Here is a 14,445-nt window from a genome sequence, read left to right on the forward strand (position 1 = left end):
TGGTCCGGGTCCCCCGGTCTCACGGCCGTCCGGTCATTCGGCCGGCGTGTCCGCGTCCGCGGGCGGGACGCCGTCGCCGTCGCCGTCGCCGTCGGCGGCGGTGGCGGTGGCGGTGGCGGTGGCCCCCTCGGCCGGCGCCCGGCCGCCCAGCAGGGCGATCAGGGCGTCGGCGTCGCGGACCAGCACCGCGCGCGCGGTCTCGTCGGCCACCGTGGCGGCCCCGTCCCGGAACTTCTCCAGATGGTGGAGCGCCTGCTCGGCGTGCTCCTTCTCGTGGCTCCCAGTGGCCGACGCGAGGGAGGTCCGCAGCTGGGCCCCCAGCGGGTTCCCGACGGCGAACCTGTCGAGCAGGGTCGCGACGTCGCCGAACGACGTGGTCACCGTCAGGGTCGCGCTCCGCTCGGCCCTGTTGCCGGCCTTGTCGGTGGCGGTGACCTTGACCGTGTGCGCGCCGAGCGGGAGCGTGTGCAGGTCGAGCCGCTCGTCCAGCTTCAGTTCCCGGTCGTCCAGCGTGGCCCGCACGGTGTCGATCCCCGAGCCTTCGTCCTTCCCCTCGGCGGTGACGGTGATCTGGGCCGCGTCGCCGTACCGCCCGTCCTCGGTCAGCCCTCCGACGGTCAGCTCGGGTTCGGTGGCGTCCAGCTTGATCGTGACGTCCTTGGCCTCCTCCTGGTTGCCGGCCTTGTCCTCGGAGCGGAAGGACACCTTGTGGGTGCCGTCCGACTCGACCCTGACCGGCCCGGTGTAGGCGGTCCAGTCGCCGTCGTTCACCCTGTACTCCGTCCCGGCCACCCCCGAGCCGTCGTCGGCGGCGGTCAGGGTGACGGTCACCGGCCCGGTGTGCCAGCCGGTGGGCTGCTCGGCCGGGTCCAGGGCGGCCTTCGTCACCGGGGCCTTGGCGTCCGCGGGCGCGCGGACCAGGGTGAAGTCGTCCACGTCGAAGTTCGCGCCGGTGAACACCAGGTAGAGCGTGGTGCTGCCGGAGGGGACATCGGTGAGCCGGGTGGAGACGTCGGCGTAGTCCTCCCAGCCGCCGGTCTGCGGCACGGTGACGCTGCCGAGCACCTGACCGGTCGGGGAACCCGCGCGGATCTCGAAGCCGCCGCTCGGGGCGGGACCGGCGACCCTGGCCGTGAAGCCGGTGACGCCGGTCAGGTCCACCTCGTCGTAGGCGGCCCAGTCGCCGGGGTTGACGTAGCCGAGCACGCTGCCGCCGTGCGCGGGGGCGTGCGGGTAGGGCTGCACGCCGTTGGCGGCCGTCCAGTTCTCGGCCTGGACGGTCAGGTCGCCGGTGGCCGGGCCGAGTTCCTTGATCCTGATGTTGCGGAACGACACCTCGTCGCCCGCGCCGTGGTTCTGGAGACCCACGTACCCCTGCTTGAGCGAGCGGGCCGGGTCGGTGTTGGTGAAGTCGTTGATCTTCACACCGTTGAGGAAGACCTGCAGCCGTTCGCCCTCGACCCGCAGCTCGTAGGTGTTCCACTGTCCCGGCGGGTTGAGCGCGGCGTCCCTGGCCGCCAGGTCGGCGGACTTGAAGCCGTAGACGGCGCCGGTGGTCTTGTCGGGGCTGTCGGTGGCGTCGATCTGGATCTCGTAGCCGTTGTTCACCGCCGACCAGGGGTCCTCCGACTCGGGGAAGCCGATGAAGACGCCGGAGTTGTCGTCCCCGGCCATCTTCCAGTCCAGCTTCAGCGAGTAGGAGGCGTACTCCTTCGCCTTGTACCAGAACAGGCCCATGCCGCCCTGCGAGGTCAGTGTGGCGTCGGCGTTGGCGAAGCTTCCGGGGCCCGCCTGCGCCCAGCCGGTGACGGCGCCGTCGTAGATCGGCGTGTAGCCGTTCTCCGGGCGGCAGTCGGCCTTGACGCTGCCGACGGCGTAGTTGATGCCGCCCAGCAGGTGCTTGCGGAACTCGGGCTCGGCGAAGGAGGCGGCGGTGTGCCCGCCGCCGGTGTAGAAGGACCGTCCTCCGTCGTACGGCTTGCACCAGGCGATGGGGTGGTCGGCGCCCATCCGGCCGCCCGAGTAGGAGGACTCGTCCAGCGTGGCCAGCACGTGGGCGCCGGTGCGGGCGTTGGAGCGGTAGTCGTACCACTCGTCGGTCCGGCTCCACGTGCGACCGAGGTGGGCGGTGGCCGGGTGCGCCCGGTCCGCCACCTTGACGGTGGCCTGCTGGATGGCCGGGTGGGAGGCGAACCACGCGCCGACCAGGCCGCCGTACCAGGGCCAGTCGTACTCGGTGTCGGCCGCGGCGTGGACGCCGACGTAGCCGCCGCCCGCCTTGATGTAGGACTCGAAGGCGGCCTGCTGGGCGGCGTCGAGCACGTCGCCCGTGGTGCTGAGGAAGACGACGGCCTTGTATCTGGCCAGGTTGGCCGCGGTGAAGGCGCCGGGGTCCTCGGTGGCGGTGACGGTGAAGCCCAGGTCCTTGATGGCCTGGATGCCCGCGGGGATCGAGTCGTGGCGGAAGCCCGCGGTGCGGGAGAAGACGAGGACGTCGCCCCCGCCGGCGCCGCCCGTGCCCGGCAGCTTCCAGTTCTGCGCCGCGCCGCCGTCGCACGTCTTGATGACCAGTTGCGAGGCGGTGGAGCCGTCGAGGCACTTGCCCAGCGCCTTGATCGTGGAGCCGCTCACGGTCCAGCTCTGCGCCGCGGTGCCGTTGCAGTCGTACAGCTGCACCTTCGTGCCGTCGGCGGGCGAGGCGCCCGCGACGTCGAGGCACTTGCCCAGCGCCTTGATCGTGGAGCCGCTCACGGTCCAGCTCTGCGCCGCGGTGCCGTTGCAGTCGTACAGCTGCACCTTTGTGCCGTTGGCCGACGAGGCGCCCGCGACGTCGACGCACTTGCCGCCGGGGCCGGTGATCTGGCCGGTGACCGTGCCGGTGCCGCCCTCCAGGAGGGTGAAGTCGTCCACGTCGAACAGCGCGCCGGAACCTCCGGTGAAGACCAGGTAGAGCTCGGTCGTCCCGGCCGGGGCGCCGCTCAGCGGGGCCGTGACGTCCACGAAGGTCTCCCAGCCGCCGGTCACCGGGACGGTGGCCTTCCCGAGCAGGGTGCCGGTGGGCGAGCCGGCGCGGACCTCAAGGTTTCCGCCCGTCCCGTTCGAGGAGACCCGCGCGGTGATCGCCTTGGCGTCGGTCAGCTCGTAGGGCTTGAAGGAGATCCAGTCTCCGTTGTGGATGTCGCCCACGGTCTTGCCACCGTGCGCGGGCGCCTTGTCGATGGGCGAGATCCCGGACATGGCCGCGTAGTGCTCGGCCTGGCGGTGCCGGGGCTGCAGGATGTGCTGGGTGTGGGTGGTCAGGCCGCCCTTGTCGGTGTACTCGGCGTCGAAGACCGCGAAGATGTTGGCCGCGTCGTCGTGCTCGCCGTCGGCCGGGATGGCCAGCTCGCCCGAGCAGCCGTTCTTGGACGTGATCTGGTGGCCGTGGCTGTCGTGGCCGAGCACGTAGGTCATCTTGACCTTCGCGCAGTCGATGTCGGACTCCTCGGGGTCGGTCACCTTGATGGTGAACGGCACGGTGTCACCCCACTGGAAGAGCCGGCCCTGCCCCGGCGTCTCGATGGTCACCGTGGGCGCGGTGTTGCCGGCGGTGACGACCACGCTCGCCGTGCCGGTGTTGCCCGCGGGGTCGCGCACGGTGAGGGTGGCGGTGTAGTCGCCGTCCTCGGTGTAGGTCTTGCTCGGGTCGGCCGCGGTGGAGGTGGTGCCGTCGCCGAAGTCCCAGGCGTACGTGATGGCCTGGCCCTCGGGGTCGGCGGAGCCGGCGGAGGAGAAGGCGACGGTCAGCGGGGTCTTCCCGGAGGTCTTGTCGGCCTTGGCCACCGCGACGGGCGCGCGGTCGCGGCCCTTGATGTACTCGATGCGGTAGATCGCGGAGTTGGCGTCGCCGCCGAAGTAGCCGGAGCCGTAGTCGAGGACGTAGAGGGCGCCGTCGGGGCCGAAGGCCAGGTCCATGACCTGGGTGCCGGTCCACGGGAAGCCGGCGATCTCGCCGGGCGAGCCGTCGGCGCCCACGTGGATCGCCTTGATCCACCTGCGGCCGAACTCACCGGCGAAGAAGTGGCCGTCCAGGTCCTCGGGGAACTTGACGTCGGAGTCCAGCGCCGCGTCGTGGCGGTAGACGGGGCCGCCCATGGGCGACTCGGAGCCGCCGCCGAACTCCGGCGGCGAGCCGGCGTCGCCGCCGTACCTGATCCAGGCGGGCAGGGCGGGCGGGAGCTTCGGCAGGCCGGTGTTGCGGAAGGAGTTGTTGGCCGGGCCGCCCGAGGCGCAGTCGTACTTCTGGGCCGCGGGGCCCGAGGGGAAGGTGTACTCGGTGTAGGTCTCGGCGAGGGTGTTGGTGCCGGTGCAGTACGGCCAGCCGTAGTTGCCGGGCTTGTCCACCCGGTTGAACTCGACCTGGCCGCTGGGGCCGCGTTCGGGGTTGGTCGAGCCGGCGTCGGGGCCGTAGTCGCCCACGTAGACGATGCCGGTGGCCTTGTCGACGCTCATCCGGAACGGGTTGCGGAAGCCCATGGCGTAGATCTCGGGCCTGGTGCCCGCCGTGCCGGGCGGGAAGAGGTTGCCGGCGGGGACGGTGTAGGTGCCGTCGGCCGGGTTGACCTTGATGCGCAGGATCTTGCCGCGCAGGTCGTTGGTGTTGCCGGCGCTGCGCTGGGCGTCGTAGGAGGGGTTGCGGTCGGTCCGCTCGTCGATGGGCGTGTAACCCGCCGAGTCGAACGGGTTGCTGTCGTCGCCGGTCGACAGGTAGAGGTTGCCCTGGGCGTCGAAGTCCATGTCGCCGCCGACGTGGCAGCACATGCCGCGGTCGGCGGGCACGTCGAGCACTGTCTTCTCGCTGGCGGTGTCGAGCGTCCAGTCGGCCTTGACCGTGAACCTGGCCAGCCGGTTGACGCCCTTCCAGGCCGTCCAGTCGGTGCCGGTGGCGGGGGCGTCGCCCGCGGGGGTGTTCAGCTTCGGCGCGTAGTAGAGGTAGATCGTCCTGTTGGTCGCGAAGCCGGGGTCGACGGCGACGCCCTGCAGGCCCTCCTCGTCGTGGGTGTAGACGGGCAGCGCGCCGACGACGGCCGTCTGCCCGTTCGCGTCGGTGCGGCGCAGCGTCCCGTCGCGTGAGGTGTGCAGCACCGACCGGTCGGGCAGCACGGCCATGGTCATGGGCTCGCCCATCTCGGCGACGCCCTTGGCCAGTTCCACGCGCTGGTAGTCGGCGGGGTCGATCACGGCGTGGGCCTGGGCGGGCGTGGCCGTGGTGAGCACGACGGCGCCTGTCAGGGCCAGGAGTAAGGCATTGGTCTGCGCGATCCATCGGAACGCGCGGGCGGTTCGCCGCCTGGGGGGCATGGCGGGAATTCCCTTCACTCGGTGGGAGGTGGGACCCGGGACGGGGGCCGCCCGGGAGAACCGTGGCCGCTTCGCCGCCTGGGAGCATCCGATCCGGGTGGCACTCGCCTGCCTCGCCGTCTCGGCGCGACGGCGGGGCGGGCGATCGGACGGGGCTCCGGGGGCGAGCTGAATATGCGACCCGCCGGGGTGCCGCGGCCCGGCGGGGACGGGTGGGGTGGCCGGAGGAGGTTCGGATCAGGGCTGTCCGGGGCCCGCCGGCTCCGGTGGGTCGCCCTCCCGGCCGCCGACGGTGACGGTGCCCTCGTCGGGTTGACGCGCCCCGGCCAGGGTCTTGATCAGCGTTGACGTGCCCGCGCCGTTCCGGCCGAGCAGGCAGTGCCCCTCCCCGGCACGGACGTCGAGGTCGACGCCCTCCAGGGGGCGCACGCCGGGGAACTGCTTGACGATGCCCCGCATGACGAACAAGGGGGCAGGCGACTTTCGCCTTATGTCCTGCATGTTTCGGGACAGTAAATCGAACTTATGTCGAGTGTCAACAAAAGTGTGCCGATGAGTGACATAACCATACGGTGAAGACCTGGATCACCCTCCCGTAACCAGTGTCCTGAGTCTTTGATCCGTCGTTGATCAGAGTATGGGACGTCCTGAGCCGAGGCCGGCCGCGTTGGTGTTGACGGATCGTGAGCGGCAGACGCTGCAGCGATGGCAGCGGGCCACGTCGACACCGCAGGCGCTGGCCCTGCGGTCACGGATCGTGCTGGCGTGCGCGGAAACGGATGACGACGGGCTGCCCCGCACGGCCGGCGCGGTGGCCCGGCAGGTGGGCGTCACCCCCGAGACGGTGCGCAAGTGGCGTGCCCGGTTCGTGCGCGACCGGCTGGACGGGCTCGGTGACGCGCCCCGGCCAGGCCGGGCGCGTACGGTCTCCGACGAGCAGGTCACCGCGATCGTGCGAGCCACGCTGCAGACCAGGCCGACGAACGCCACGCACTGGTCGACCCGGGCCATGGCCGCCAAGACGGGCCTGTCGCAGTCGACCATCTCACGGATCTGGCGGGCCTTCGGACTGCAGCCCCACCGCTCGCGATCCTTCACACCGTCGACCGGCCCGGTGTTCGCCGACCGGGTCCATGACGTGATCGGCCTGTATCTGGACCCGCCGGAGCGGGTCCTGGCGGTGTGCGTGGCCGAGAAAGCCCAGATCCAGGCACTGGACCGCGCGCAGCCGGTGCTGCCGATGATGCCCGGGGTGCCCGAGCGCCGCAGTCACGACCACGTGCGCCCGGGCACCACCGCACTGTTCGCCGCCCTGGATGCCGCCACCGGCACGGTGATCGGCTCCCCGCACCGCCGGCACCGCACGATCGAGTTCAAAAAGTTCCTGGCCAAGCTGGATCGTGAGGTTCCCGCGGATCTTCAGGTGCATCTGATCTGTGACGACTACGGCACTTACACAACCGAGGCGATCAAGAAGTGGCTGCCGGCCCACCCCCGGCTCCACCTGCACGTCACCCCGACCGGCTCATCCTGGCCGAACCTGGTCGAGCGCTGGTTCGCGGAACCGACCGCCGGGAGACTCCACCACTCCGCCCAGGCACTGGAACGCGATATCCGCGCGTGGATCGCCGACGGGAACGACAACCCGCGACCGTACGCGTGGGCCAAGACCTCAGACGAGATCCTTCAAGCCCTGGCCTCGTATTGCCGACGGATCAAAGACTCGGGGCACTGCTGAGTTTTCGTTGGTCGTGTGTGATCGGCCCGGTCGCGTGAGTATGACGGGATGCCCCTCAAAGCCGAGTCCGGCAGCCTCGGGAAAGCCGTTCCGCCACCCCGGCCGCAGTCGGCCGAGGCGCGGCGGATGCGTGCGGCCGAGCTGTTCGAGCCGGGCCGCTCCCAAGCGGAGATCGCGCACCTGCCGGGCGTGGCGCCGTCGAGCCGGGGCCGATGAGGTAGCCACCGCTTTCAGCGACCGTCGGAGGCCGTTCACCGCGAGGCGCCGGAAGGTTGCCGGCCGGTGGCCGGGACCGGCCGAGCCCGGACTAAATTGACTGCATGTAACTTATGGTGATTTTATTATTACTTTCGGTGATAGTGCTGCCGTGGCGGGTGGCATGACTATGGCGGCGCGACCTGCGCGTCATCCGCGAAGCTCACCACCGAAAAGGACACAGTCATGACCTCTACGGCACCGGACGTGGTCCGGCTCAAGTTCGGACGGACGTTCGACACCATGGACGTCAACGGCGACGGCTACGTGGACTGGTCGGATTACCAGCAGCTCGTTGACCGGTACATCAGCGTCTTCCAACTCGGCAGGAACGACCCCCGGGCCGGCGGAATCCAGGCCTTCTACCAGATGTACTGGCAGGAGCTGCTCCGGCACGCGCAGCCGAACGGGCAGAGGCTCTCGAAGGACGCCTTCATCGAGGCCCACCGTCTCGCGAGCGTCGACACCAGCCGGCTCAACATCGTCGAGGGCTGCGGCCATGCGATCTTCGACTGCATGGACACCAACGGCGACAACGAGATCAGCAGGGAGGAGTTCGAGAACCTTCTGAGGAAGGTCTGGAAGATCTCCCAGCCTGACGCGATCGAGACCTTCCACCGGCTGGACCTCGACGGGGACGGCCACGTCTCGCGGCAGGAGTTCATCCGGGCGGCACACGAGTACTTCTACTCGAACGACCCGGATGCACCAGGCAGCCTCCTCTTCGGGCACGTCTGACCGCATCTGCCCCACCCGGCGGGATGAGCGCCGTCGGCAGCAGGCAGCGCGCTGCCGCGGTGGCACGCTCGCCGTCCCGTCCGGGTGAGTGCCAGGGCCGCGCGGCCAGCCACCCGGGAGCGCCGGCGCCCGGGCGGCACCGCCGGCCGCCGTCACGACGGTCGCCTCGCGAACGGGCCGCCGGGTCACACGAGCAACTCCGCGGTCAGGCCGACGACCAGCCCGGTGAAGGAGATCGCGAGGAGCGAGCCTCCGCTGATCCTGAAGACGTGGCCGAACTTTCCGGACAAGGAGACGCCCCGCCATAGCAGCAGTATGATCGCGCTCCCCCACGCCCCGACGACTGCGATGCCCAACCCCATGAAGAACGGGGTGAGCGCGATCAGGACGCCCTGCGTCCCCCGCAGCTCGGCCCGGTCACCCGCCGGGTTGAGCTGGGCGGGGAAGACGTCGCCCACGGAGGCGTACCGGGTGTCCACCTCGATCGTCTCGCCGGTGGTGTCGAAGACGAAGGTGCCTTCGCAGTCCCATTCCTTACTGTTGGGGAGGTCGATGCACCGCAGGACGGTCATCGTGCCGGGGGTGCCGACCTGACCCGCGGCAATCCGTATATCGGGTATCGAGATCACCATGGCCACGACACCGCCCGGCAGGACCGCCAGGAGCAGGGCAACCAACGTTACGAGCAGGTTCCCCGTCAGCGGGACGGGCCCATCGTCCCGGGTGTCCCGGGCGAGGGCCTTGCGGCGGCGCAGGGAGGCTCGGCGCCGGAGCGCCTTGCGGCGGCTCCGGGACACGCGCCGCTCGGAGCCCGGGGAAGGGGTCGGGAGAGGCATGATCCAACCCTCGCCTGCGCCGCTTGCAGCTCACCTGTGAACAGCTTGTCTCCCGGACCGTGGGTGGCCGCCCGGCCCTCGGGCGAACGGCCCACGACGTCACGGCTTGCGGTCACCATCCCGGAACACTGCCCTGGCGTCTCCTGCCCGTTGTCAGCGATCAAGAGCTACAGGTTGTCTCTCTGCCGCACGTGGTCGGCAGGACGAATGAGTTCGCGACGTCCGTCCGAGACGCCTGCGGCGCCCGCTTGACGGCGCCGGCGTTCACCCGATCCGCTCGTACCCGCCGCCGGCAGGCGCTCGCCGAGGGCGAGGACAGGGCGCAGACACGGGCGGCGCCCCGCCGCCCGGTCAGGACGGACACGGAAGGCGACGGTCACCCCTTCAGCCCGGTGTGCGCCAGGCCCTCGACGAACTGCCGCTGCGCGAGGACGAACACCACCAGGATCGGCAGCGCCGTCATCGTGGCCGCGGCGAGCTGCACGTTCCACATCGGTCCGCCGTAGGCGTCGACGAACTGGGTGAGCGCCTGCGGCAGCGTGAACATCTCCGGGGACGACAGGTAGACGATCGGCTCCAGATACAGGTTCCACGAGTGCAGGAAGGTGAAGATGGCCACGGCGCCGAGCGCGGGCCTGGCCAGCGGCAGGGCGACCCGGTAGAAGGTGCCGAACCGGCCCAGCCCGTCGACGCGGGCGGCCTCCTCCAGCTCGCCGGGCAGGGCGATGAAGAACTGCCGCATGATGAACGTGGCCAGTACGCTCGGCGCGCCGAGGATCGGCACCACGATCAGCGGCCAGTGGGTGTTCGTCAGCCCCAGCGTGTGGACCATCTGGAACAGGGGCACGATCGTGACCTCGCTCGGGATGAGCAGACCGAGCAGGACGACCAGGAAGAGCGCGTTCTGCCCGGGGAAGCGGATCCGCGCGAAGGCGTACCCCGCCATCGCCGCCACCGCCATGGTGCCGACGGTCACGATCAGCGCGATGTAGAGGCTGTTGACGTACTGCTCGGCGAAGGGCTGGAGCTCGAAGACCTGCCGGTAGGCCGAGAAGTCCCAGGTCTCGGGGAGGAGCCGGGGCGGGAAGGCGAAGATCTCCTGGATCGGCTTCAGCGACGAGGTGACCATCCACCAGGTCGGGAAGACGAACGGCACGCACAACACGCACAGCAGCCCGTACAGGACCGTCTTCAGCCGCACGGACATCTCACGCTTCATGGAACACCCACTTCCTGCGCATCCGCCACTGCACGACGGTGAGCAGCGCCACGATCACGAACAGCAGGGCCGAGAGCGTCGCGCCGTACCCGAAGTGATGGAACTGGAACGCCTGCTGGTACAGGTAGTAGATGAGGACCGTGGTCGACATGCCCGGCCCGCCCTGGGTGAGCACCGCGATCTGCGCGAACACCTGGAGCGACCCGACGACGGTGATGATCGAGGTGAGCAGGATGGTGGGGCTGATCAGCGGGACGGTGATCCGCCGGAACCGGGTCCACGCTCCGGCGCCGTCCAGCTCGGCGGCCTCGTAGAGCTGGGCCGGCACGCCCTGGAGGGCGGCCAGGAACAGCACCATGTTGAGGCCGACGTTCTTGAGCACCTGGACGATGATCACCGACAGCATCGCCGTGCCCTCACCGCGTAGCCAGTTCGGCCCGTCGATCCCGGCGACGCCGAGCAGGCCGTTGATGCCGCCGTCGGCCTGCAGCAGGAACTGCCAGACGATCGTCCAGGCGACGAGGGAGACCACGACGGGCGAGAAGAACAGCGTCCGGAAGAACGCGGTGCCGCGGAGCCGCTGGTTGAGCAGGACCGCCAGGACGAGGGCGAGGCTGAGGTTGAACACGACCAGGCCGACGGAGAACAGGGCGGTGCCGGCCAGCACCTCGCGCAGGTTGGCGTCGGCGAGCAGCTTGTCGTAGTTCTCCCCGCCGACGAACTCGAAGGTCCCGGCCAGCACGTTCCACTCGTGGAGGCTGTACCAGCCGACGAGCCCGAGCGGCAGGAGCACGAACAGCGCGCTGCCGATGAGCTGCGGGGCGACGAACAGGTAGCCGACCAGGTTGTCACGGCGGCGCACGGTCCAGAAGGGCCGCCCGCCGCCGTCGGAGCGGGCGCCGCCGGTGGCCGGTGGGGCGTCCGCCCGGTCGGCCACCGTGAGCTTCAGATGGGTCTGGGCCACGTTACGCGCCCAGCATCGGCTGGATCTTCGCGCAGACGCCGGCGAGCACTGCCTTGGCATCGGCGCCCGGCTGCCAGAGCGGGTCGAGCGCGGCCCGCACGGTCTGCGAGAGCTCGGCCTGCCCGGTGTGGTTGGGCTTGACCACGCCCTTCCGGATGCCGTCGATCACGACCTTCTCCAGTTGGTCGGGCTTGAGCAGCGGGTTGCTCTTGGCCAGGGTCTCCGTGGTGAGCTGGGAGGCCCGGGGCGGCGGGAAGTAGGCGGCGAGCTTGGCGGAGTTGGCGGGGTCGGTGAAGAACGCCAGGAAGTCGGCGGCGACCGCGGCGTTCGGGGACTTCGCGAAGACGCCCAGACCGGCCTGGCCGATCACCGAGTACTCGCCCTTGGGCCCGGCGGGCAGCGGGACCAGGTCCCAGCCGAACGTCGCGTCCGTGAGGAGCGAGGCCCGGGAGATCTGGGTGATGGTCATCGCCGAGTCGCCGGCGAAGAAGTCGGGCGTGGTGCCGGGGCCGGGGAACGCCTTGTCAGTGAAGATCGACTTGTGCAGGAACGTCATGGCCTCGACCATCTCGGGGCTGTCGAACCCGCAGGTCCTGCCGTCCTCGCTCCAGGCCCGGGCGCCCCAGCCGCTCCACACCGAGGCGAGGTTGTCCCAGTTCTTGTAGTCGAAGTCGCGCACCACCATGCCGGCCTTGCCGGTCTTGGCGGCGACCGCGGCGTTCTGGGCGGCCACCTCCTCCCAGGTCCACCTACCGTCCTTGATCATCTCGTCCGGGGTCTTCTGCCCGGCCTTCTTGAGCAGGTCGGTGTTGACGAACACGCCGAACGGGGAGGTCGAGAACGGGTAGGCGTACAGCTTGCCCTCGGCCTGCCAGAGCTTGGTCGCCGAGGGGGTGAGGTCGTCGAACTCGTAGCCCTGGGCCTTGCGCAGGGTGTCGTCGAGCGGCAGCAGCGCACCGGAGGAGACGAAGTCGGGGGCCGAGCTCTCCAGGATCCAGGCCAGGTCGGGGGGGTTGCCTCCGGCGATCTGGGTGGTCAGGGTCGTGGTGTAGTTCTCGAACGGTATGGGGTCGAACGTGATCTCGCCGACGTTCGGGTGGGTCTTCCGGTACTCGGCGGCGATCTCGTTGAACAGCTTCAGGTGGGCCTCGTTCGAGGTCCAGATCGTCATCCGCAGCGGCTGCGGCCCCTGCTTGGCGGGGGCCGCCTCGTTCGCCCCGCCGCACGCCGTGGCGGTGAGCAGGGTGGCGAGCGCGAGAGCGGCGAGCTTCCCGAATGGTTTCATGGGTGGTTCTCCTTCTCGGTGGTCCCCCGAGTGGGTCGTGTCAGTAGCCGGTGACGTCGGGCCAGCGCAGCTCGACGCCATCGCGGGTGAGCCGCCGCTGGAAGTCCGCGAGCAGGCTCTCGTTCTCGCGTACGGCGTGTGGGGTGGTGGCGTTGTCCAGGCAGAAGGCGGCAAGCGCGCCGGCGGACTCGCCGATGTTCCACTCGGCCGGGTGCAGCCGGTAGGCACCGTTGGTGATGTGGGTGGTGCCGATGTTCTTGGAAGCGGGCAGCAGGTTGGTCACCCGCTGCGGAATCAGCGCGCCGAGCGGGATCTCGAACGGCGAGCTGGCCACGTCGATGTAGTTGTCGCCCCCGGTGGAGGGGTGCAGGTCGATGCGGTACATGCCGATGCCGACGGAGTCGGCGTAGCGCACGGCCCCCTTGTCGCCGCGCACGGCCATCGACAGGTCCTGCTCGACCACGGTGTACAGGGCGCGGATGCGGCGTGACTCCCGGATGTAGGGGGCCTGGGCCAGTCCGTCCTCGCCGCCGGTCACGTCGCCGCGCAGGCGCAGGCCGGGGTAGCCGGTGCCGCCGTCGGGGCGGGGCGCCTCGGTCTGCAGCCAGTACAGCACCGAGCGGGACAGCTCGCGGGCCGCGGCCAGGTGCCGGTCGGCGTCGGGCACGTCGATGACCGGCCCCTCGAGGTAGTCGATCATGGGCCAGTTGACCAGGGTGATGTCGCTGGCGTAGGCGCCGTCGACGAAGTTGCGCCGGGCGGCGATGCGGCGGAACGTCCACAGGTTGGAGTCGCCCGGGCTGAGCCGCTGGTCGGCCACGACCAGCAGCGGGTCGTCGTCCGGGTTGGGGGTGAAGGAACGCTCCACGATCTCCAGGGTCCTGGGGTGGGGGCAGCGCCACGACAGCAGCCGGTCGCCCCAGAAGTCGGGCTGGTACCGCCGCCAGAACTCGTAGCTCTCGGGCCTGTCGATCGTGTGGTCGCCGTCGACGTGGTCGATCGCGAAGCACACCGAGACGGCCTGCATGTTCAACGGCTGCGCCGTCGCGGGCGCGCTGGGCTCGCCGGTCTCGGCCTGCGACTCGAACCCGGTCACGTACTCGGTGCCGGTCAGCGGCAGCAGCTCGCCCGTCTCGGTGGCGTCCAGCACGTACGGCGCGTGGGCCGTGACCTCGCCGCCCCCACCCCGGCGCTCCAGGCGGACGGCGCGCACCCGGTCGCCGTCGGTCTCCGCGCCGACCGGTCGGTACGGCTGGAGCACACGCAACCGCCCCGAGCCCCGGTACGGCGCCAGCATGGCCTCGATCACCGCGACCGCGACGCGCGGCTCGTGGCACAGGCGGCTGACGTGGCCCGCGCCCGGGTTCAACTCCCGCCAGGCCCGCGCCCGCTCGGTCAACGGGTAGTGGTCCCGGTAGTAGCGGCGGATGCCGTCGCGCAGCGCCCGGTAGGACGCGGTGACGCCGAAGCGCTCCACCCAGGAGGGCTCGTCGGGCGGGACGGCCTGGCTGGTGAGCTGGCCGCCGAGCCAGTCGTACTCCTCGGTCAGGATCACCGAGCGCCCGGCACGCAGCAGCGCCAGGGCCGCGGCGACGCCGCCGAGCCCGCCGCCGACCACGACCGCGTCTGCCGATATCTCACGCACGTAGGGGTTCCCTTTCTCAGTGACGGACGTCAGTGACGGACGGAGGCCAGCGTCGAGCCGTCCACCGGTTCGCACACCAGCAGTTCCTGCGGGGTCCCGCCCTCCTCTAGGAGCGCGGACAGGAGCTCGACGGCCCTGCGGCCCATCTCGCGCTTGGGGATGCGGAACCCCGTGAAGTCGATGTCGCTGCGGACGGGCCTGGTGAGGGCGCCGAGCGCGAGGACCGAGAGATCGCCGGGGACGGTGAGCCCTCTCGCCTGGGCCGCCTGCACGATCGCGACGCCGTCGGCGGACTCCTCGACGAACACCGCGGTGACCCCGTCCGCGACCAGGCGGCCGAGATCGGCCTGCGGCACGTGGATCCCGTGCGCCCCGAGGGCCGCCGCCGCCTCGCGGAAACCGCGCAGCCGGTCGGCGTAGGACTC

The 14,445-nt window shown here is 70.5% G+C and carries 11 protein-coding genes; 3 read left to right on the forward strand and 8 right to left on the reverse strand.

The window, feature by feature from the left end:
- Window positions 1–33 precede the first annotated feature (33 nt).
- Entirely contained in the window at window positions 34–5,340 is a 5,307-nt protein-coding gene (locus ABD841_RS31895; RefSeq protein ID WP_344979538.1) for a ThuA domain-containing protein, read from the reverse strand.
- Between the two features lie 237 nt (window positions 5,341–5,577).
- Complete coding sequence (locus tag ABD841_RS31900; protein WP_344979559.1) at window positions 5,578–5,799, reverse strand: ATP-binding cassette domain-containing protein; 222 nt, start codon at window positions 5,797–5,799, stop codon at window positions 5,578–5,580.
- A gap of 178 nt (window positions 5,800–5,977) precedes the next feature.
- On the opposite strand from ABD841_RS31900, the gene ABD841_RS31905 reads away from it, so the two are divergent.
- The 3 genes from ABD841_RS31905 to ABD841_RS31915 all read left to right on the forward strand — a co-directional run bounded on the left by ABD841_RS31905 (window position 5,978) and on the right by ABD841_RS31915 (window position 8,071).
- Window positions 5,978–7,078, forward strand: coding sequence for an IS630 family transposase (locus ABD841_RS31905; RefSeq protein ID WP_344979540.1), 1,101 nt, complete (start codon window positions 5,978–5,980; stop codon window positions 7,076–7,078).
- Window positions 7,079–7,126: 48 nt separating this feature from the next.
- Window positions 7,127–7,294: a hypothetical protein gene (locus tag ABD841_RS31910; RefSeq protein WP_344979542.1), complete on the forward strand. Its 168-nt coding sequence runs from the start codon at window positions 7,127–7,129 to the stop codon at window positions 7,292–7,294.
- A gap of 225 nt (window positions 7,295–7,519) precedes the next feature.
- Window positions 7,520–8,071, forward strand: coding sequence for an EF-hand domain-containing protein (locus ABD841_RS31915; RefSeq protein ID WP_344979544.1), 552 nt, complete (start codon window positions 7,520–7,522; stop codon window positions 8,069–8,071).
- A gap of 185 nt (window positions 8,072–8,256) precedes the next feature.
- On the opposite strand, the gene ABD841_RS31920 is transcribed toward ABD841_RS31915, so the two are convergent.
- The 6 genes from ABD841_RS31920 to ABD841_RS31945 all read right to left on the reverse strand — a co-directional run.
- Window positions 8,257–8,907 (reverse strand): hypothetical protein, encoded by a 651-nt coding sequence (locus tag ABD841_RS31920; protein ID WP_344979546.1) that lies wholly within the window; start codon window positions 8,905–8,907, stop codon window positions 8,257–8,259.
- Between the two features lie 376 nt (window positions 8,908–9,283).
- Window positions 9,284–10,126, reverse strand: a complete 843-nt coding sequence (locus ABD841_RS31925; protein WP_344979548.1) for a carbohydrate ABC transporter permease — start codon at window positions 10,124–10,126, stop codon at window positions 9,284–9,286.
- On the reverse strand, window positions 10,116–11,090 hold the full coding sequence (locus ABD841_RS31930) for a carbohydrate ABC transporter permease (protein WP_344979551.1): 975 nt from the start codon (window positions 11,088–11,090) through the stop codon (window positions 10,116–10,118). The genes ABD841_RS31925 and ABD841_RS31930 overlap by 11 nt, the downstream gene beginning before the upstream one ends.
- Window position 11,091: 1 nt before the next feature.
- Entirely contained in the window at window positions 11,092–12,375 is a 1,284-nt protein-coding gene (locus tag ABD841_RS31935) for an ABC transporter substrate-binding protein (RefSeq protein WP_344979553.1), read from the reverse strand.
- 40 nt (window positions 12,376–12,415) lie between these two features.
- Entirely contained in the window at window positions 12,416–14,020 is a 1,605-nt protein-coding gene (locus tag ABD841_RS31940; RefSeq protein WP_344979555.1) for an FAD-dependent oxidoreductase, read from the reverse strand.
- A 29-nt stretch (window positions 14,021–14,049) separates the two neighbouring features.
- Window positions 14,050–14,445 (reverse strand): substrate-binding domain-containing protein (locus tag ABD841_RS31945; protein WP_344979557.1); only part of this gene is annotated, 396 nt, incomplete at its 5' end.

The organism is Streptosporangium fragile, assembly GCF_039534445.1.
GTDB classification, from domain to species: domain Bacteria; phylum Actinomycetota; class Actinomycetes; order Streptosporangiales; family Streptosporangiaceae; genus Streptosporangium; species Streptosporangium fragile.

What these genes read in the sequence shown, in the direction of transcription:
- ABD841_RS31895 (WP_344979538.1), bottom strand. Translation starts at nt 5,340, where the DNA reads ATGCCCCCCAGGCGGCGAACCGCCCGCGCGTTCCGATGGATCGCGCAG.
- ABD841_RS31900 (WP_344979559.1), bottom strand. Translation starts at nt 5,799, where the DNA reads ATGCGGGGCATCGTCAAGCAGTTCCCCGGCGTGCGCCCCCTGGAGGGC.
- ABD841_RS31905 (WP_344979540.1), top strand. Translation starts at nt 5,978, where the DNA reads ATGGGACGTCCTGAGCCGAGGCCGGCCGCGTTGGTGTTGACGGATCGT.
- ABD841_RS31910 (WP_344979542.1), top strand. Translation starts at nt 7,127, where the DNA reads ATGCCCCTCAAAGCCGAGTCCGGCAGCCTCGGGAAAGCCGTTCCGCCA.
- ABD841_RS31915 (WP_344979544.1), top strand. Translation starts at nt 7,520, where the DNA reads ATGACCTCTACGGCACCGGACGTGGTCCGGCTCAAGTTCGGACGGACG.
- ABD841_RS31920 (WP_344979546.1), bottom strand. Translation starts at nt 8,907, where the DNA reads ATGCCTCTCCCGACCCCTTCCCCGGGCTCCGAGCGGCGCGTGTCCCGG.
- ABD841_RS31925 (WP_344979548.1), bottom strand. Translation starts at nt 10,126, where the DNA reads ATGAAGCGTGAGATGTCCGTGCGGCTGAAGACGGTCCTGTACGGGCTG.
- ABD841_RS31935 (WP_344979553.1), bottom strand. Translation starts at nt 12,375, where the DNA reads ATGAAACCATTCGGGAAGCTCGCCGCTCTCGCGCTCGCCACCCTGCTC.